Source organism: Pseudomonas sp. HLS-6 (genome assembly GCF_002753995.1).
Classification (GTDB): domain Bacteria; phylum Pseudomonadota; class Gammaproteobacteria; order Pseudomonadales; family Pseudomonadaceae; genus Aquipseudomonas; species Aquipseudomonas defluvii.
This window is the reverse complement of the sequence record NZ_CP024478.1, coordinates 4,436,159-4,454,420: the sequence shown is the minus strand read 5'-3', so window position 1 is coordinate 4,454,420 and position 18,262 is coordinate 4,436,159. Positions and strand designations below refer to the sequence as shown.

Here is an 18,262-nt window from a genome sequence, read left to right as displayed (position 1 = left end):
TGAGGAGAGAAGTGCATGACGCAAGTCACGGTGAAAGAATTGGCCCAAGAGGTCGCTGCACCGGTAGAGCGCCTGCTGCAGCAGATGCGTGAGGCAGGTCTGCCGCACACCGACGCCGGTCAGGTAGTGACCGACAGTGAGAAGCAGGCTCTGCTGACTCATTTGAAAAGCAGCCACAAGGCGAAAGTGGAAGAACCGCGCAAGATCACCTTGCAGCGCAAGACCACCAGTACCCTGCGTGTTGCCGGTAGCAAAAGCATCAGCGTAGAAGTACGCAAGAAGAAAGTATTTGTGCAACGCAGCCCGGAAGAGATCCAGGCCGAGCAGAAGCGCGAGCTGGACGAACGCCGTGCTGTGGAAAACGCCGCACGTGAGAAGGCTGAAGCCGAAGCACGTCAACGTGCCCAGGAAGAAGCCCGTCGTCAGCCTGCAGCGACTGAGGCCGTAGCGGCCGCGCCGGTCGCAGCAGCGCCTGCCGCTGTTTCTCCGGCCGACGCTGCTCCAGCACCGGTTGCCGATCGCAAGAAAGACGAAAGCCGTCGTAGCGACAAGGCGCGTGACGACGATCGTCGTGGCGAGCGCCGCAACGAAGCGCCACGTGTTTCGGTCAAGGTCAAGGAAAAGGAAAAGGCGCCTACGCCGCGTGCTGCTCCGCGTACTACCGAAGAAGAAAGCGATGGCTTCCGTCGCGGTGGTCGTGGCAAGGGCAAGCCGAAGAAGCGTAACGCGCACGGCTTCCAGAGCCCGACTGGTCCGGTAATCCGTGACGTGGTGATCGGCGAGACCATCACGGTTTCTGAACTGGCCCAACAGATGTCGGTCAAGGCCGCTGAAGTGGTCAAGTTCATGTTCAAGCTGGGCACTCCGGTGACCATCAACCAGGTGCTCGATCAGGAAACCGCACAGCTGGTTGCTGAAGAGCTGGGCCACAACGTCAAACTGGTCAGCGACAACGCCCTGGAAGATTCCCTGGCCGAGTCCCTGAAGTTTGAAGGTGAGTCGTTCGCTCGTGCGCCGGTTGTTACCGTAATGGGTCACGTTGACCACGGTAAGACCTCGCTGCTCGACTACATCCGTCGTGCCAAGGTAGCTGCTGGCGAAGCCGGTGGTATTACCCAGCACATCGGTGCTTACCACGTTGAAACCGACCGCGGCATGGTCACGTTCCTCGATACCCCAGGCCACGCTGCGTTCACCGCAATGCGTGCCCGTGGTGCCAAGGCAACCGACATCGTGATCCTCGTGGTCGCGGCTGACGACGGTGTAATGCCGCAGACCATTGAAGCAGTCCAGCATGCCAAGGCTGCCGGTGTTCCTCTGGTTGTTGCCGTGAACAAGATCGACAAGCCGGGTGCAGATCTCGATCGCATCCGTAACGAGTTGTCTGTTCAGGGCGTTACCTCCGAAGAGTGGGGCGGTGATACACCATTCGTTCCTGTCTCGGCGAAGATGGGTACTGGCGTCGACGAGTTGCTTGAAGCCGTTCTGCTGCAGGCCGAGATTCTCGAGCTCAAGGCAACGCCTTCGGCACCGGGTCGTGGCGTGGTAGTTGAATCGCGTCTGGACAAAGGCCGTGGCCCAGTGGCTACCGTGCTGGTTCAGGATGGTACTCTGCGTCAGGGCGACATGGTTCTGTGCGGTTCGAACTTCGGCCGTGTACGTGCCATGCTTGACGAGAACGGCAAGCCTGTGAAGGAAGCGGGCCCGTCGATTCCGGTCGAGATCCTTGGTCTTGATGGCACTCCAGAGGCCGGCGATGAGCTGAGCGTGGTTGCTGACGAGAAGAAGGCCCGTGAAGTTGCACTGTTCCGTCAAGGCAAGTACCGCGAAGTCAAACTGGCTCGCGCGCATGCCGGCAAACTCGAGAACATCTTCGAGAACATGGGGCAGGAAGAGAAGAAGACCCTCAACATCGTCCTCAAGGCCGATGTGCGTGGTTCTCTCGAGGCGCTGCAAGGTTCCTTGAGCGGTCTGGGCAACGACGAAGTACAAGTGCGCGTAGTGGGCGGCGGCGTCGGTGGTATCACCGAAAGCGATGCCAACCTGGCACTGGCTTCCAATGCAGTACTGTTCGGCTTCAACGTGCGTGCTGATGCTGGCGCGCGCAAGATCGTCGAGCAGGAAGGTCTGGATATGCGTTACTACAACGTGATCTACGACATCATTGAAGACGTCAAGAAAGCCCTGACCGGTATGCTCGGCAGCGATGTTCGCGAGAACATCCTCGGTATCGCTGAAGTTCGTGACGTGTTCCGCTCGCCGAAGTTCGGTGCTATCGCCGGTTGCATGGTGGTCGAAGGTACGGTTCACCGTAACCGTCCGATCCGTGTACTGCGTGAAGACATCGTTATCTTCGAAGGCGAACTGGAATCGCTGCGTCGCTTCAAGGACGATATGTCCGAAGTCCGCGCCGGCATGGAATGCGGTATTGGCGTCAAGAGCTACAACGACGTCAAGGTTGGCGACAAGATCGAAGTCTTCGAGAAAGTCCAAGTCGCTCGCACGCTCTAAGCCGCGAGCTTGGGAGCCGTATGTTGATCGCCGCAAGGCGCCCGCAGCGGCTCTGAACGCAACGCCCGGTCCGGCTTCAGCCTGGCCGGGCGTTTGCCGCTTCAGTTACAGGTAGCAAACATGGCAAAAGAATATAGCCGTACCCAACGTATTGGCGATCAGATGCAGCGTGAGCTTGCGCAGCTGATCCGTCGTGAAGTCAAGGATCCGCGTGTTGGTCTGGTGACCATTACTGCCGTCGATGTCAGTCGTGATGTTGGCCATGCCAAGGTGTTCATCACCGTGATGGGGCAGGATGGTGCAGAAAACATCGCGCAGAGCTTGAAAGTTCTGAACTCCGCCGCAGGTTTCCTGCGCATGCAACTCGGTCGTGAAATGAAGTTGCGCAGTGTGCCGCAACTGCACTTCCACTATGACGAAAGCGTCTCCCGTGGTGCCCACCTGTCGGCGTTGATCGAGCGTGCCGTAGCAGAAGACAGCCAGCATCAGGATGGCGGTACTTCCCTGGACACCAAGGAGTAAGCGGTGGCTCAGGTCAAGCGTATCCGTCGTAACGTCAGTGGCATCATCCTGCTCGACAAGCCGCTGGGGTTTACCTCCAACGCCGCTTTGCAGAAGGTGCGCTGGCTGCTCAATGCTGAAAAGGCAGGCCATACGGGGAGCCTCGACCCACTGGCCAGTGGCGTATTGCCGCTGTGCTTCGGTGAGGCGACGAAGTTTTCCCAGTACTTGCTCGATTCTGACAAGGGTTACGAAACGGTCATGCAATTGGGCATGACCACCAGCACTGCCGATGCTGAAGGTGAAGTGCTGCAGACTCGCGAAGTGACCGTTGGTCGCGCCGATATCGAAGCTGTTTTGCCACAATTTCGTGGTCAAATCAGTCAGATACCGCCGATGTACTCTGCGCTCAAGCGTGACGGGCAGCCGCTGTACAAGCTGGCACGCGCAGGTGAAGTAGTGGAGCGTGAAGCACGTTCTGTTACTATTGATCGCCTGGAACTGCTTGAGTGTGAAGGTAGCCGCGCTCGTCTTTCGGTGGGCTGCAGTAAAGGTACGTACATCCGTACCCTGGTCGAGGACATCGGCGAGCAGTTGGGCTGTGGCGCCTATGTTGCAGAACTGCGCCGCACGCATGCCGGGCCATTCAGCCTGGCACAGACTGTGACCCTCGAAGAACTCGAGCAGGTTCACGCCGAAGGCGGTAATGAAGCGGTTGATCGCTTTCTGTTACCGTCCGATAGCGGTCTGCAAGATTGGCCTCTGCTCAAGTTTTCCGAGCACAGTGCCTTCTACTGGCTGCATGGTCAGCCGGTAAGGGCTCCGGACGCGCCGAAATTCGGCATGGTCCGCGTACAGGATCACAACGGTCGCTTCATCGGTATTGGTGAAGTGAGCGAAGACGGGCGAATCGCGCCGCGTCGACTGATTCGATCTGAATGATCGAAACCAACGGTATCAAGCTTCGGCGTGATGCCTGCGGGACAGAGGATGGCTGTTAATAGGCACGGTTACTCCTCACTTTTATGAATACAGGGATCCGTCCCTGGCCTATTGGAAACCGGTTTCGGTTTCCCTTGATTTGGAGAAGCCAGATGGCACTCAGCGTTGAAGAAAAAGCTCAAATCGTCGGCGAATACCAGCAAGCAGCCGGTGACACCGGTTCGCCAGAAGTGCAAGTTGCACTGCTGACCGCCAACATCAACAAGCTGCAAGGCCACTTCAAGGCCAACGGCAAAGACCACCACTCCCGTCGTGGTCTGATCCGTATGGTAAACCAGCGTCGTAAGCTGCTGGACTACCTGAAGGGTAAAGACGCCACTCGTTACAGCGCCCTGATCGGTCGTCTGGGTCTGCGTCGCTAATAGCGTCCTGGCCAGTGGTGTGCTCGGCGTGTTGCATTCTTCAGCCACGGTACGTTGTACCTGGGTTGATGAACACGCCGCGCGTATCTATGAGGTTGGCTGTCTGTTCTGCCTGAGCGGTTTCCGCGCAGTCAGGGCAGGCTCCCAACCTCTAGTTTTATCTGGACGGTCAATGGGGCCGATTCCCCGTTCTGCCCAAGAATTCGCAAGAACAAGTTCCCCTAGAGCCACTGAAAAAAGGTAGGAAACCGTGAACCCGGTAATCAAGAAATTCCAATTCGGTCAATCGACCGTTACCCTCGAGACGGGCCGTATTGCTCGTCAAGCCTCCGGCGCCGTATTGGTCACCGTCGACAACGATGTCACCGTACTGGTGACCGTGGTCGGTGCCAAACAGGCTGATCCAGGCAAGGGCTTTTTCCCTCTGTCCGTTCACTATCAGGAAAAGACCTACGCCGCCGGCAAGATCCCTGGTGGTTTCTTCAAGCGTGAAGGCCGTCCTTCCGAGAAAGAAACCCTGACTTCGCGTTTGATCGACCGTCCGATCCGCCCGCTGTTCCCAGAAGGTTTCATGAACGAAGTGCAGGTTGTCTGCACCGTCGTTTCCACCAGCAAGAAGACCGATCCGGACATCGCTGCGATGATCGGTACTTCGGCTGCCCTGGCGATCTCCGGTATTCCGTTTGATGGTCCGATCGGCGCTGCCCGTGTTGCTTACCACGAAAGCACCGGCTACCTGCTGAACCCAACTTACGAGCAACTGGCTGCCTCGAGCCTGGACATGGTCGTTGCCGGTACTTCCGACGCGGTACTGATGGTTGAATCGGAAGCCAAAGAGCTGACCGAAGACCAGATGCTGGGCGCTGTGCTGTTCGCTCATGACGAGTTCCAGGCTGTTATCCAGGCCGTCAAAGAGCTCGCTGCCGAAGCTGCCAAGCCTACCTGGGACTGGAAAGCACCGGTTGCCAACACCGAACTGCTGAACGCAATCCGCGCCGAGTTCGGCGAAGCCGTTTCCCAGGCTTACACCATCACCGTCAAGGCCGATCGCTACGCTCGCCTGGGCGAACTGCGTGACCAGGTTGTCGCCAAGTTCTCCGGTGAAGAAGGTCAGCCTAGCGCTGGTGAAGTCAAAGAAATCTTTGGCGAAATCGAATACCGCACCGTTCGCGAAAACATCGTCAATGGCAAGCCACGTATCGACGGTCGCGACACCAAGACCGTACGTCCGCTGAACATCGAAGTCGGTGTACTGTCGAAGACTCACGGTTCGGCATTGTTCACCCGTGGCGAGACCCAGGCTCTGGTTGTTGCAACACTGGGTACTGCCCGTGACGCGCAGCTGCTGGACACCCTTGAAGGCGAGAAAAAAGACCCCTTCATGCTGCACTACAACTTCCCTCCGTTCTCGGTAGGTGAGTGTGGTCGTATGGGTGGTGCAGGTCGTCGTGAAATCGGTCACGGCCGTCTGGCTCGCCGTTCGGTTCAGGCCATGCTGCCAGCTGCCGACGTATTCCCGTACACCATTCGTGTCGTCTCGGAAATCACCGAGTCCAATGGTTCCAGCTCCATGGCTTCGGTCTGTGGTGCATCGCTGGCACTGATGGACGCTGGTGTACCGATGAAGGCACCGGTTGCCGGTATCGCCATGGGTCTGGTTAAAGAAGGCGAGAAGTTCGCCATCCTGACCGACATCCTGGGTGACGAAGACCACCTGGGCGACATGGACTTCAAGGTAGCCGGTACCGCCAAAGGTGTTACCGCGCTGCAGATGGACATCAAGATCAACGGCATCACCGAAGAGATCATGGAAATCGCTCTGGGCCAAGCCCTGGAAGCGCGCCTGAACATCCTCGGTCAGATGAACCAGGTCATTGGTCAGTCCCGTAGCGAACTGTCGGAAAATGCTCCGACCATGATCGCGATGAAGATTGATACCGACAAGATTCGTGATGTTATCGGTAAAGGCGGCGCGACCATCCGTGCTATCTGTGAAGAGACCAAGGCTTCGATCGATATCGAAGACGACGGCTCGATCAAGATCTTTGGTGAAACCAAGGATGCGGCAGAAGCGGCTCGCCAGCGCGTACTGAGCATTACTGCCGAAGCCGAGATCGGCAAGATCTACGTCGGCAAGGTTGAGCGCATCGTTGACTTCGGTGCCTTCGTCAACATCCTGCCGGGCAAGGACGGTCTGGTTCACATCTCGATGCTGAGCGATGCTCGTGTCGAGAAAGTGACCGACATCCTGAAAGAAGGCCAGGAAGTTGAAGTACTGGTACTGGACGTGGACAACCGCGGCCGTATCAAGCTGTCGATCAAAGATGTTGCAGCAGCCAAGGCTTCGGGCGTCTAAGCTCAAAGCGTTGAAGAAAGGACCCTACGGGGTCCTTTTTTTATGGGCGGAGTTCGCCGTGTACGTGCTTGCATCCTGCATGCTTCAAAAAGGAGTGTCTAGTATGAAGAAGTTCGTTATTGCTGCCGCTACTGTTACCGCGCTGATGTTGGCCAACGTGACCTTTGCTCAAGCGCCGCTGACGGTTGCGGCGGGTGAGATGACCAAGGCAACAGAGGCTACTTCCGATACCTGGATCACCACGAAGGTCAAAGCAGACCTGATGACGGAGAAGGGGGTGCCGGGTTCGGACATCTCTGTAGAAACCAACAGCGGCGTAGTTTCCCTGTCGTCAAAGGTGCCTTTGACCCAATCCCAGAAAGACGCAGCAGTCTCGATTGCCAAAAAAATAAAGGGGGTTAAGGCGGTATCGGCTGAAGGCCTGAGAACCTATTAAGCTGAACCCCGGCCATTGAGCCGGGGTTTTAGACAGGCGTTTGAGGAGCGCTTACTCGGAGTCCAGATGCAACTGCGAGATTACCCGGCCATCGGCTTCGGCTTGCCCCAGCGTGGCATCGACGAAGTACACGCGCTGGTCTTCAAGCTTGCCCTGGTCGACCAGGTAGTCCTTGATGCTGCTGGCGCGCGCCTGGCCCAGTTGACGCAGCAACAGGGGGCTTTCAGCCCACGACGTGATCACCGCGTTGCGCAGGTTGTCTGTGCGCTCTTTACGGCTCAACTGCTCCCACTGCGCGGGCGGTTGTTGTTTGAGGCGCGAGCGGTAGATCGCCTCAAGCATCGCGGGTTTCTCATCATCTGGCACCTGCAGTTGAGTGGCTTGTGCCGGGACCTTGTCGCCTCGCCGTTGCAGCATCTTGTAGTAGGTAGCCTGATACTCGCGCTCCAGACGCTGCTCGGCAATCAGCGGGCCGTCACTGCTCTGGGCGCTGGTACCTTCGATTTCCAGGCGCAATTCCGGGCGCGCCTTGAGTGCGCTGGCGAGTTTGTCCAGGGCTCCTTTGGCGTCGCTGCTCAAGTCACTTGAGCCTGGAGTAAAGGCGACGCTTCCGAGGTCTTGGGCGTCGCCGCCACTGACGAGCCCGCCAATGAACTTGAACGGTGCCTGGGCGGCTCGCATGACGAGGTTTCGTAATGTCTGCCAGACAATCGGCATCACGCTGAACTGAGGGTTGTTCAAGTCGCCGGAGATTGGCAACTCAATGGAGATTTTGCCTTCGGTGTCCTTGAGCAGTGCGACGGCAAGGCGAATCGGCAAGTCTACGGCATCAGGGCTGTCTACCTTTTCACCCAGTTGCAGTTGTTCAAGCACCAGTTTGTTCTCGGCCTTGAGCTGGCCCTTGGTGATCAGGTAATGCAGGTCCAGATTCAGGCGACCCTTGCGGATGCGGTAGCCGGCAAATTTGCCCGAGTAAGGGGTCAGGGTGGTCAGCTCGACGCGTTTGAAGCTGGTGGCGATGTCCAGGCTGGCCATGGGGTCGAAGGGGTTCAGCGCGCCCTTGATAGTGACGGGCGCATAGCGGTCGACCTTACCTTTGATATCGACATTGGCAGGTTTCGGTTGCCGGTTGTCGATGGTGCCGATCCGGCCGTTGAGTTGCTGGATCGCCGTGGCGAAGTTGGGTGTCAGGCTGAAGTCGGCGAAGTTGGCCGAGCCGTCGTTGATCGCGATTTCACCAATGTGGATGCCCAGCGGCTTGGCGCTGCTGGTGGACGTATTGCGGGCTTTCTGCGGGCTTCCAGCGGGTTGTGGTATCAACAGGTCATCGACGCTGGTGGTACGGTCTTCATTGATCATAAAACGCGCATAGGGCTGTTGCAGGTTGACCTTTGCAATCGATAGCGCATCCCCATGACGATATTCCAGGCCATCCAGATTCAACTGCTGCCATTTGACGAAATCGCGGTTCTTGATGGTGTCTAGCGTGTGCAGCTGATTGACCTGAGCCTTGCCCGTGATACTGAAGGCCAGCGGTGCCGTGTTCTTGAGGTCGACGTCGAGATCGCTGTTGAGCATGCCGCTGCGTAGCTCAAGGCGAATGAATGGGCTGATATAGGCTTGTGCGACACGAAGGTCGATATCCCGCGTAACGACATTCAGTTTACTGCTGACAGGTGCCAGATTGACGTCACCCGAGGCCTGCAGCTTGCCTTGCTTGCCTACTCCGGTATCGAGCTTCAGGGTGAAGGGCGACTGATTGAGGCTGTCGAAGTTCTGCAGGTCCAGGTTAAGTGGGCCCACCTCCAGCGCCACCGGTTCCTTGTGGGTACGGTCAGCCAGATGAACCTGATAGTTGCGCAACTGAACGTCACGCAGTAACACCTGCCATGGTTTGCTTGGGGTATTGGTGCCTGTCGTCTCTTTGGTGGCCGGCGTTGCGGTGGCCGGTTCAGTTTTCTCTGCAGGTTTTGCCTTGGCTGGCTGGCTGGCGAACAGCTTCTGCCAGTCGAGCTGACCATCGGCTTCAAGGGCTGCCCAGGTTTCCAGTTTCTCGCTGCGAATCTTGCCAACGGTGACCAACTGCTTGGCCAGGTCAATCGACGTTTCGCTGACCGACAGGCTGGCCAGGCGTACCAATGGCCTGCCATCGGGCGCATTGACTGCAAACGGCGCGATCTGAAGCGAGGTGTTGTCGAGCAGCAGCTCGGTTTCCTTGGACAGGTTCAGTTTGTAGTGGGTCTCAAAGCTGACACGCCCGTCTTCAAGTACCAACGGCACTATATCTCGGACATAAGGCCAGACGAGCTTCATCTTGCCGTCAGTAAACTTCAGCGTGCCTTCAGAGGCGATGGGCACCAGGCTGAACGTACCCTGCCAGTCGATCCGGCCGCCCTTGGGGCCTGCGGCGACCAGGGTCATGTCCGTGCTGTCGTCGGGCAGGGTGCTGAGGTTCTTCAGTTCCAGGTCCATCGAGTCGTAGAGAAATTCGATGGGTTCGCTGGGGCGCAGGTCTTCGAAATGCAGGTAACCGGCGTTGAGTTTGATGCTGCCAATACGCAGCGGGAAGGGCTCGCTCGCAGGCGTTTCGGCTTTTGGCTGGCTGGGTGGCAGCTTGAAGAGTTGGGTCAGATTGAGGCTGCCGTCCTTGGCAAACAGCAGTTCGGTACGTGGCTTGTCCAGTTCGACGTTCGCCAGGTGAAGCGCGCCGCTCCACAGGCTGTCGAGCTGCAGGTTGGCATACAAACGTTCAAAGCCGACCTGCTCCTTGCCCGGCTCACCGATCTGCAAGCCCCAGAGTGTCAGCTCCAGGCTGAACGGGTTGAGTTCCACGCGCTGCAGCTTGGCTGGTAGCGTGGCGTAGTTGGCTAATTGCTGGTTAGCAATTCGCAAGGCGACGCCGGGGAGAATCAGGAATCCAAGCAGGCTGTAAAGGGCCAGAGCGGCCAACAAGGCGCCGAGGGCGCGTTTCATTCCTTTGGGCATGTGCGGCGTCGTCTGTATCTAACGGAAGTGGTTGGAGTATGGCACGATAATTCGGTTCCGAAGATAGCGCCAAATCACCTCTTTCGTGCGTAAACGTCTATTTCAAAGGTGCAGAATCAAGGTCTTTAGCGGTGGTTGGTTATCCATGGACGGGAAGTCGGCAGCCGGTGTCAGAACCTGCCACTCGCGCACTGGCCGGTTGTTTTTCTCGGCGCAGCGCAGCACCTGTGCGCGCCAGTCGTCGAGGCTGACCTTGGCCAGGTTGTTACAGCAGACCAGCACACCTCCTTCGGCAGTGCTCAACAGCGCCGGCTTGAGCAGGCTTTGATAGTCTCGCAACAGGTCGACGGTGCCGAAGGCACTCTTTGCCCAGGCAGGCGGGTCGAGAAATACCAGATCGAATTGCCGTGGTTCCAGTCGCGGGTAGGGCGGCAGTTTGTGACCGCGTCGTTGGCTGACGGGTAGCCCGGCCAACTGGCGGATCGCCGGGAAGTAGTCGGACTGTATGAACTCCATGGGCGCAAGCGTTGGGTTCAGGGCTGCGTTTTCGCGACCTACAGCCAGGTTGCCTTCGGCGAAATCCAGGTTGCAGATTTCACGGGCACCCCCTGCGGCGGCACTCAAGCCAACCCCACAGGTATAGGCAAACAGGTTCAGTACGCGCTTGCCGGCGCTGTGCTGCTTGATCCAGCCACGGGCATTGCGCAAATCGAGAAACAACAGCGGATCCTGCCCCGAGTGACGGCCACGTACCCGATAGTTCAGCCCCCATTCATGGCCGACATGATCGGCCAAGGCCGCCTCGCTGGCCTGGTAGGCCGGGTCTCGACGGTCGATGCGACTGTTGCCTTGGGAGCGGTCGTTGTAGACCAGCAGCAGCTCCAGGCCAAGTGATTGCTCGACGGTAGCATGCAGGTCGAGCAAGGCATCGTGATCGAGGGTCTGGTGAAAGCTCTGTACCAGCAACTGCGGGCCATAGCGGTCTACGGTCAGGCCGGCAGCGCCTTCCTGGCTACCATGGAACAGCCGGTAGCAGTCGGTCCCTTGGGCATGGAGTTCGGCGAGAAGGCCGTTGCGGGAGTCGAGGGCGGCGCGCAGCGCCTGATTCAAGAGGGACATGCACGTAGCCTTGGTATGCGGGGCTGCAGTTTAACAGGAGAGGCCCAGGGTGAGCCTCTCCGGTGTGCATCAGCGTTCGATCGTCAGGGCCACACCCTGCCCCCCACCGATGCACAGCGTTGCCAGCCCTTTCCTGGCATCACGCTTGATCATTTCGTGCAACAGGGTGACCAGTATCCGGCAACCGGAAGCACCAATAGGGTGCCCCAATGCAATGGCACCACCGTTGACATTGACCTTGGCGGCATCCCAGCCCAGCTCTTTACCGACGGACAACGCTTGGGCGGCGAAGGCTTCGTTGGCTTCGATCAGGTCCAGGTCTGACAACGACCAGCCGGCTTTTTCAAGGCAGCGTCGAGTAGCATTTACAGGGCCAATGCCCATGATTGCAGGGTCAACGCCGGCGTTTGCATAGGCGGTGATACGGGCCAGTACCGGCAGCTCCAGTTCCTGGGCTTTAGCAGCACTCATCAGCAGCACGGCGGCAGCACCATCATTGAGTGACGACGCATTGCCCGCCGTGACACTGCCATCTTTCTTGAAGGCGGGCCTGAGCTTGCTCAACGACTCAGCGGTAGTGCCTGGGCGGGGCTGCTCGTCAGTGGCGAACGCGATCGGATCGCCTTTGCGTTGCGGGATCAGGATCGGGGTGATTTCTTCAATGAAACGACCGCTTTCAATGGCTACGCTGGCTTTCTGCTGGGAGGCCGCTGCGAAGGCGTCCTGCTCCTCGCGGCTCAGGCCGTACTTTTCGACCAGGTTTTCGGCGGTGATGCCCATGTGGTAGTCGTTGAAAGCGTCCCACAAGCCATCACTGATCATACTGTCGATCAATGAGCTGTGGCCCATGCGCAGGCCGGTGCGCGCACCAGGCATGACATAGTTGGCAAGGCTCATGTTTTCCTGTCCGCCCGCGATGACCACGTCGGCATCGCCACACCGAATCGCTTGCGCAGCCAAGTGCACGGCTTTGAGCCCAGAGCCACATACCTTGTTGAGTGTCAGGGCGGGCACGGCGTGGGGCAGCCCGGCCTTGATCGCGGCTTGGCGGGCAGGGTTCTGACCGGCACCAGCGGTCAGAACCTGGCCGAAGATGACTTCGTCTACGAGTTCGGCGTCCAGGCCGGTCTGTGTCAGCAGCTGGCTGATAACCGCAGCCCCCAGATCAACGGCTGGAATAGCGGCCAGTGCTCCTTGGTAGCTACCAATGGCGGTACGGGTGGCGGCAACGATCACAACATCTTGCATGGCACAGGTCCTTAGTCTTGTTGGATGTGGTATCGGAACGGCAAAAGCCTGCTTTGGGCTTTGTTGGTAGGCATGGTGGCACAGATGGCCAGGCGCCTGCCAATCACCAAAGTATGAGGCGTGCACGCCCGCTGGCTGACGCTCAGCTGAGTCCCATGCGTCGGTGTGCACGGTGCTTGGAGCTGTCGCGCATGGCCCAGCGTAGCACCGGGGCAACACCGGCAACCCCCAGGCGGACCAGTCGGCGCTCTAGCAGGCTCGGTGAGAATCCATGTATGGCACTGGCCCATGGCGCTAACAGGTCGATGCCTGCCCGCATCATCATGGCGCCAACGGGCTTGGCTTGCCGGCTCGGCGCAGGGGCATCAAGCAGCAGGCGAACCACTTCGCGGCTGCGTGCATCGCACGCCAGTTGTGGGCGCATGGCGTGCAGGTATTCGGCAATAGCCTGACGTGAGCGGGGCACATTGCGTGCGCCCAGGCGTTCGGCGACCAAGGCAATTTCGTCGTAGTAGGCATCCTGGTCAGCGAGGCTCATCCGAGGATTACGGTAACGCAGGTGTGCGGCGAGAAAACTGCTGACTTCGGCGACGTGTACCCAGGTCAGCAGGTCGGGATCGCTGGCGGCATAGGGGCGCCCATCGGCGGTGGTGCCGACGACCTGCAGATGAATGGTCCGTACTTTATCGATCAGCCACTCGGCGTCGCGGGTTGAGCCGAATGTCGTCCCGGAGATGAACTGGCTGGTACGGCGCAGACGGCCGATCATGTCTTGGCGAAAGTTCGAATGGTCCCAGACCCCGGCCAGTGCCAGTGGGTGCAAGACTTGCAACAGGAGGGCGCTGATGCCACCGATCAGCATGCTGGGAAAGTCGCCATGCACGCGCCAGCAGACACTGTCTGGGCCAAACAGCCCGGGATCACCTTTGGGGTGTTCCAGGTCCAGTTGCCCCAGCGCCAGGCCGGTCATGCTAAGCAGTTGGGTCTCGATACGGCGACGAAGGGCTTCCATAACGTCCTTGCGGCACCGTCGTTGCGGTGCGCTTCACTGCCCCCGGTCGCACTGACGACCAGGGGCAGGAAGGGTGATCAGCCGCGGTGGCGGCCGCGGAAGTAGTTGATCAGGCCTTGGGTCGAGGCATCTTCAGCAGGCTCTTCGATGCCACCGGTGAGGCGCTGGTAGACGCCTTTGCCGAGCTCCTTGCCCAATTCAACACCCCACTGGTCGAAGGCATTGATACCCCAGATGACGCTCTGCACGAACACTTTGTGTTCATACATGGCCACCAGCGCACCCAAACGGCGTGGGCTGATACGCTCTACAACCAAGGTGTTGCTCGGACGGTTGCCCGGGATCACCTTGTGCGGCGCCAGCTTCTGGATTTCGGTTTCGGCCAGGCCTTTCTCGCGCAGTTCTGCTTCGGCTTCAGCGCGGGTCTTACCGAGCATCAGGGCCTGGCTCTGCGACAGGCAGTTGGCGTACAGCCACTGGTGGTGGTCGGCAACCGGGTTGAAACTGACCACCGGGACGATGAAGTCCGCTGGAATCAGTTGGGTGCCTTGGTGCAGCAACTGATGGTAGGCATGCTGACCGTTGCAACCGACGCCACCCCAGATGACGGGGCCGGTATCGTGGTTAACCGGGGTTCCGTCCTGGCGCACGCTCTTGCCGTTGGACTCCATATCCAACTGCTGCAGGTGCTTGGTGATGTTGCGCAGGTAGTGGTCGTACGGCAGGATCGCGTGGCTTTGCGCTCCCCAGAAGTTGCCGTACCAGACGCCCAGAAGTGCCAACAGCACAGGCATGTTCTGTTCGAACGGGGCGCTCTGGAAGTGCTGGTCCATGGTGTAGGCACCGGACAGCAGCTCCTTGAAGTTGGCCATGCCAATGGCCAGCGCAATAGGCAGGCCGATGGCCGACCACAGCGAATAACGGCCACCTACCCAGTCCCACATCGGGAAGATGTTCTCTTCGCGGATGCCGAAAGCGATGGCTGCTGTCTTGTTACTGGAAACGGCGATGAAGTGCCGGTGAAGTTCTACTTCCGAGCCACCCTGGGCCAAGTACCAAGCGCGTGCGGCCTGGGCGTTTTTCAGGGTTTCGAGGGTGTTGAAAGACTTTGACGAGACAATGAACAGTGTGGTCTCGGCGCGCAGGTTGGCCGACAGCTCATGAAACTCGCTGCCGTCGATATTGGCCAGGTAGTGGCAGCGCACGCCCCGCTGGGCATAAGGCAAGAGGGCTTCAGAGACCAGTTCGGGGCCAAGGAAGGACCCGCCAATGCCGATGTTCACAACGTCGGTAATCGGCTTTTCGGTATAACCACGCCACAAGCCGTCGTGAATCCGCCCAACCAGTTCGGTTACCTGGTTAAGGACTTTATGCACCTCGGGCATGATGTTGGCGCCGTTGACGCTCAATTTGTCGCCTACCGGACGGCGTAGCGCGGTGTGCAGCGCTGGACGACCCTCCGAAGCATTGAGGATCTCGCCGGCGAACAGCGACTTTATCGCATCCTGCAGGCCCACTTCATCGGCCAGCCCTACCAGCAGGTTGCGGGTCTGGGCGTTGATCAGGTTTTTCGAGTAGTCGAGGAACAGCCCGCAACAGCTCAGAGAAAATTGGTTGAAGCGCTGTGGGTCGGCGTTGAAGGCCTCGCGCATGCTGAAATTCTGCATGGCTTCGCGGTGCTGCTGGAGCGCCTGCCAGGCCGGCAGGGCGGTAACGTCATGAGGGGTGCGGTAGTACGCCATCGCTGCAGATTTTCCTTATTGCTGGAACTGCCTTGGACACTGAAAAGGTCGGTCCGTTTGCAGGTTCGTCTGAAAAGATTGCACACGAACCTGCCGTTGGCCTGGCTGAGCCGGTGGCTCAGTCCAACTGAACCGGAATGGCATGGCTGGTGTGGCTCAGCTCATTCCCTGGCGCCATGTATAGCATGCGCGGTTTGAAGTTGTGCAGTTCTGCTTCACTGTAATGGGCATAGGCGCAGATGATTACGCGGTCGCCGACTTTGGCCTTGTGTGCAGCTGCACCATTGACCGAGATCATCCGGGAGCCTTCTTCGCCGCGAATGGCGTAGGTGGTGAAGCGCTCGCCGTTGTCGACGTTGTAGATCTGGATTTGTTCGTACTCACGAATACCGGCCAGGTCCAGCCAGAGCCCGTCGATGGCGCAGGAGCCTTCGTAGTCGAGTACGGCATGGGTGACTTCTGCGCGATGCAGTTTGGCCTTGAGCATGATGGCGTGCATGGGGGGGATTCCTTGGTCAGGTTCTCGCGCGGGTACACGGAGCCTCCCGGCCCCGCGAGCGGCGGCAGTGTGCCCGAACCCAGGGGGCCGGGCAACATGGCGCTAAGGCTTGTCGTCGAGATTCAGGTGCAGGTTGTCGATCAAGCGGGTTGCGCCCAGAAACGCAGCGACCAGGATCACCAGGTCACGGTCTTCAGCGGTGGCAGGGCGCAGGCTGATCGCATGGCGAACTTCAAGGTAATCGGGACGGAAACCGGCCTTTTGCAGTTGCTCCTGGCCCTGGGCAATCAGGGCCTGGAAATCGCACGAGCCCTGTTTGATGGCTTCGGCCATCTGCGTCAGGGTGCGGTACAGCGCGGGTGCACAGGCGCGTTGTTCATCGTTCAGGTAACCGTTGCGTGACGACAGCGCCAGGCCATCAGGGGCACGCACAGTGGGTTCGCCGATGATCTGGATCGGCATGTTCAAATCACGGACCAGTGCGCGGATCACGGCCAGTTGCTGGAAGTCCTTCTGGCCGAACACCGCCAGGTCTGGCTGAACCATGTTGAACAACTTGCTGACCACGGTGGCTACACCTTCAAAGTGCCCTGGTCGGCTTGCGCCGCAAAGGCCTTCTGACAGCTGTGGAACAGAAACACGGGTTTGTCCTGCCATGCCCTCGGGATACATTTCCTCGACGGAAGGGGCAAACAATAGATGACAGCCTGCTTCCAGCAGCTTTTCCTGGTCGGCGGCAAGCGTGCGAGGGTATTTGTCGAGGTCTTCGCCCGCGCCGAACTGCAGCGGGTTGACGAAGATGCTGGCAACCACGAAATCAACCCGCTGAGCAGCCTTGGCCACGAGTGCAGCATGCCCGCTGTGCAGGTTGCCCATGGTCGGTACGAAGCCAATGCGTTTGCCTTCGCTGCGTGCCCGCGCTACGGCGGCGCGCAGCTCGCGGACGGTTTTGACTGTATTCATGCACTGAACCCGTGTTCGCTGCCTGGGAAAGTGACGTCCTTGACCTCTTTGACATACGCCTGCAAGGCGCTCTGAATATCGCTCTGGCCAGCCATGAAGTTCTTCACGAACTTGGGTACACGACCACTGAGGGATAGGCCGAGCATGTCATGCATGACCAGTACCTGGCCGTCGGTGGCACTGCCTGCGCCAATACCGATGACGGGTATTTTTACTGCCTGGGTGATTTCGGCGGCCAGTTCGCTTGGGACACACTCCAGCAGCAGCATCGCGGCGCCGGCTTGTTCCAGGGCAATGGCATCGGCACGCATTTGTCGGGCCTGGTTTTCCTGGCGACCCTGGACCTTGTAACCGCCGAGTATGTTCACCGCTTGTGGTGTCAGGCCCATATGTGCGCACACAGGTACACCGCGTTCGGCCAGCAGACGAATGGTGTCAGCCAGCCAGGCTGCGCCTTCGATTTTGACCATATGGGCGCCGGCCTGCATCAGTGCGCCGCTGTTGGCGAACGCCTGTTCAGTGGTGGCATACGCCATGAACGGCAGGTCGGCCAGAATCAGTGCGCCTTCGTTACCACGTTTGACGCTGCTTACGTGGTAGGCCATTTCGGCGTTGGTGACGGGCAAGGTGCTGTCGTGGCCCTGCAGGACCATGCCCAGCGAGTCGCCTACCAGCAGTATTTCTACGCCGGCGCGGCAGCATGCCTGGGCGAACGTTGCGTCATAGCACGTCAGCATGGCAATTTTCTCACCCTTGAGCTTTAGGCTCTGCAGGGTGGTCAGGGTTACATCTGGCATGAAAAGGAATCCTCGTTCAGGCGCTGTGAAAAACGACTGCGTACAACGCGTGTATTCATCTTCTGGAACAGCACATCATCGATTGTGGTGTTTGAAATACGACCTGTTCCAGGCCTATATACGCCTTTTTGCGGCGCTTGGGCGCCACGGGACGCCTATAGTCGTGAGCGAGGGGGCTTAAGTCAATTACCCTGTTACCGCATTGTTACGAATGCACTGTTACGGGCGTTACCGTGTGGGGGAACGCCCGGTTACAGGCGCTCCAGACCGACGAACGGGCAATCGGCCAGCAGTTGGGCGAGCGGGCGCTGGTCGGCCAGCAGGAAGTCGGCAGGTACCAGTTCTGCCAGCGGGTAGAGCACGAACGGACGCGCCTGCATGTGGTAATGCGGCACCTTGAGCCGTGGTTCATCGATAACCTGGTCGCCGTAGAGCAGGATATCCAGGTCAAGGGTTCGTGCCCCCCAGCGCTCTTTACGAACGCGGCCCTGGGCGTTTTCTATGGATTGCAGGGCATCGAGCAGGGCAATAGGCTCCAGCGCGCTGTCCAGTGCCGCCACGGCATTTGTGTAGCGTGGCTGGCCTGGTGAGAGCGAGTCGCTGGTGTAGAAGCTGGACACGGCAACCAGATCAGTCGCTGGCAGCTGCTCGAGCGATTGCAGGGCGCTCTCAAGCTGCTGGCGGGGATCGTCCAGGTTGCTGCCCAGACCAATATAGACGCGAGGCATG

Annotated in this window: 15 protein-coding genes; 6 read left to right on the top strand and 9 right to left on the bottom strand. The window is 59.0% G+C overall.

The genetic code is table 11. The features are described 5' to 3' along the window. Positions 1 to 15: 15 nt before the first annotated feature. The 6 genes from infB to CS390_RS20905 all read left to right on the top strand — a co-directional run bounded on the left by infB (position 16) and on the right by CS390_RS20905 (position 7,168). Positions 16 to 2,511 (top strand): translation initiation factor IF-2, encoded by a 2,496-nt coding sequence (gene infB, locus CS390_RS20930; protein WP_065758267.1) that lies wholly within the window; start codon positions 16 to 18, stop codon positions 2,509 to 2,511. Between the two features lie 120 nt (positions 2,512 to 2,631). Then, complete coding sequence (gene rbfA, locus CS390_RS20925; RefSeq protein ID WP_065758268.1) at positions 2,632 to 3,033, top strand: 30S ribosome-binding factor RbfA; 402 nt, start codon at positions 2,632 to 2,634, stop codon at positions 3,031 to 3,033. 3 nt (positions 3,034 to 3,036) lie between these two features. Beyond that, positions 3,037 to 3,954 (top strand): tRNA pseudouridine(55) synthase TruB, encoded by a 918-nt coding sequence (truB, locus tag CS390_RS20920; protein WP_065758269.1) that lies wholly within the window; start codon positions 3,037 to 3,039, stop codon positions 3,952 to 3,954. A 152-nt stretch (positions 3,955 to 4,106) separates the two neighbouring features. Next, entirely contained in the window at positions 4,107 to 4,376 is a 270-nt protein-coding gene (rpsO, locus tag CS390_RS20915; protein WP_065758270.1) for a 30S ribosomal protein S15, read from the top strand. A 250-nt stretch (positions 4,377 to 4,626) separates the two neighbouring features. Then, on the top strand, positions 4,627 to 6,732 hold the full coding sequence (gene pnp, locus CS390_RS20910; protein WP_065758271.1) for a polyribonucleotide nucleotidyltransferase: 2,106 nt from the start codon (positions 4,627 to 4,629) through the stop codon (positions 6,730 to 6,732). Between the two features lie 103 nt (positions 6,733 to 6,835). After that, a complete protein-coding gene (locus CS390_RS20905; RefSeq protein ID WP_065758272.1) occupies positions 6,836 to 7,168 on the top strand; it encodes a BON domain-containing protein in 333 nt (110 codons plus the stop codon). 51 nt (positions 7,169 to 7,219) lie between these two features. Here the strand turns inward: CS390_RS20905 and CS390_RS20900 are convergent, their stop codons facing one another. The 9 genes from CS390_RS20900 to folK form a co-directional block, all read right to left on the bottom strand. Then, positions 7,220 to 10,153 carry a DUF748 domain-containing protein gene (locus CS390_RS20900; protein WP_099775828.1) on the bottom strand — a complete coding sequence of 978 codons (2,934 nt, stop codon included), beginning with the start codon at positions 10,151 to 10,153 and terminating at the stop codon, positions 7,220 to 7,222. A 102-nt stretch (positions 10,154 to 10,255) separates the two neighbouring features. Beyond that, entirely contained in the window at positions 10,256 to 11,272 is a 1,017-nt protein-coding gene (locus tag CS390_RS20895) for a class I SAM-dependent rRNA methyltransferase (RefSeq protein ID WP_099775826.1), read from the bottom strand. 69 nt (positions 11,273 to 11,341) lie between these two features. Next, positions 11,342 to 12,520, bottom strand: a complete 1,179-nt coding sequence (locus CS390_RS20890; RefSeq protein WP_065758275.1) for an acetyl-CoA C-acetyltransferase — start codon at positions 12,518 to 12,520, stop codon at positions 11,342 to 11,344. A 142-nt stretch (positions 12,521 to 12,662) separates the two neighbouring features. After that, positions 12,663 to 13,532, bottom strand: coding sequence for an oxygenase MpaB family protein (locus CS390_RS20885; protein WP_099775824.1), 870 nt, complete (start codon positions 13,530 to 13,532; stop codon positions 12,663 to 12,665). A 77-nt stretch (positions 13,533 to 13,609) separates the two neighbouring features. Further along, positions 13,610 to 15,274: a glucose-6-phosphate isomerase gene (gene pgi / locus CS390_RS20880; RefSeq protein WP_099775822.1), complete on the bottom strand. Its 1,665-nt coding sequence runs from the start codon at positions 15,272 to 15,274 to the stop codon at positions 13,610 to 13,612. 118 nt (positions 15,275 to 15,392) lie between these two features. Continuing rightward, a complete protein-coding gene (gene panD / locus CS390_RS20875; protein WP_099775821.1) occupies positions 15,393 to 15,773 on the bottom strand; it encodes an aspartate 1-decarboxylase in 381 nt (126 codons plus the stop codon). Positions 15,774 to 15,875: 102 nt separating this feature from the next. Next, positions 15,876 to 16,736 carry a pantoate--beta-alanine ligase gene (gene panC / locus CS390_RS20870; RefSeq protein ID WP_099775819.1) on the bottom strand — a complete coding sequence of 287 codons (861 nt, stop codon included), beginning with the start codon at positions 16,734 to 16,736 and terminating at the stop codon, positions 15,876 to 15,878. Further along, the gene (panB, locus tag CS390_RS20865; protein WP_099775817.1) at positions 16,733 to 17,533 is read right to left on the bottom strand and encodes a 3-methyl-2-oxobutanoate hydroxymethyltransferase; all 801 of its coding nucleotides are present in this window, start codon (positions 17,531 to 17,533) and stop codon (positions 16,733 to 16,735) included. The genes panC and panB overlap by 4 nt, the downstream gene beginning before the upstream one ends. Before the next feature lie 251 nt (positions 17,534 to 17,784). After that, positions 17,785 to 18,261, bottom strand: a complete 477-nt coding sequence (gene folK / locus CS390_RS20860; RefSeq protein WP_099775815.1) for a 2-amino-4-hydroxy-6-hydroxymethyldihydropteridine diphosphokinase — start codon at positions 18,259 to 18,261, stop codon at positions 17,785 to 17,787. Position 18,262: the final 1 nt, after the last annotated feature.

Excerpts from the sequence above, each read along its gene's own strand:
- infB (WP_065758267.1), top strand. The coding sequence starts at position 16 with ATGACGCAAGTCACGGTGAAAGAATTGGCCCAAGAGGTCGCTGCACCG.
- rbfA (WP_065758268.1), top strand. The coding sequence starts at position 2,632 with ATGGCAAAAGAATATAGCCGTACCCAACGTATTGGCGATCAGATGCAG.
- rpsO (WP_065758270.1), top strand. The coding sequence starts at position 4,107 with ATGGCACTCAGCGTTGAAGAAAAAGCTCAAATCGTCGGCGAATACCAG.
- CS390_RS20905 (WP_065758272.1), top strand. The coding sequence starts at position 6,836 with ATGAAGAAGTTCGTTATTGCTGCCGCTACTGTTACCGCGCTGATGTTG.
- CS390_RS20900 (WP_099775828.1), bottom strand. The coding sequence starts at position 10,153 with ATGCCCAAAGGAATGAAACGCGCCCTCGGCGCCTTGTTGGCCGCTCTG.
- CS390_RS20895 (WP_099775826.1), bottom strand. The coding sequence starts at position 11,272 with ATGTCCCTCTTGAATCAGGCGCTGCGCGCCGCCCTCGACTCCCGCAAC.
- CS390_RS20890 (WP_065758275.1), bottom strand. The coding sequence starts at position 12,520 with ATGCAAGATGTTGTGATCGTTGCCGCCACCCGTACCGCCATTGGTAGC.
- CS390_RS20885 (WP_099775824.1), bottom strand. The coding sequence starts at position 13,532 with ATGGAAGCCCTTCGTCGCCGTATCGAGACCCAACTGCTTAGCATGACC.
- pgi (WP_099775822.1), bottom strand. The coding sequence starts at position 15,274 with ATGGCGTACTACCGCACCCCTCATGACGTTACCGCCCTGCCGGCCTGG.
- panD (WP_099775821.1), bottom strand. The coding sequence starts at position 15,773 with ATGCACGCCATCATGCTCAAGGCCAAACTGCATCGCGCAGAAGTCACC.
- panC (WP_099775819.1), bottom strand. The coding sequence starts at position 16,736 with ATGAATACAGTCAAAACCGTCCGCGAGCTGCGCGCCGCCGTAGCGCGG.
- panB (WP_099775817.1), bottom strand. The coding sequence starts at position 17,533 with ATGCCAGATGTAACCCTGACCACCCTGCAGAGCCTAAAGCTCAAGGGT.
- folK (WP_099775815.1), bottom strand. The coding sequence starts at position 18,261 with ATGCCTCGCGTCTATATTGGTCTGGGCAGCAACCTGGACGATCCCCGC.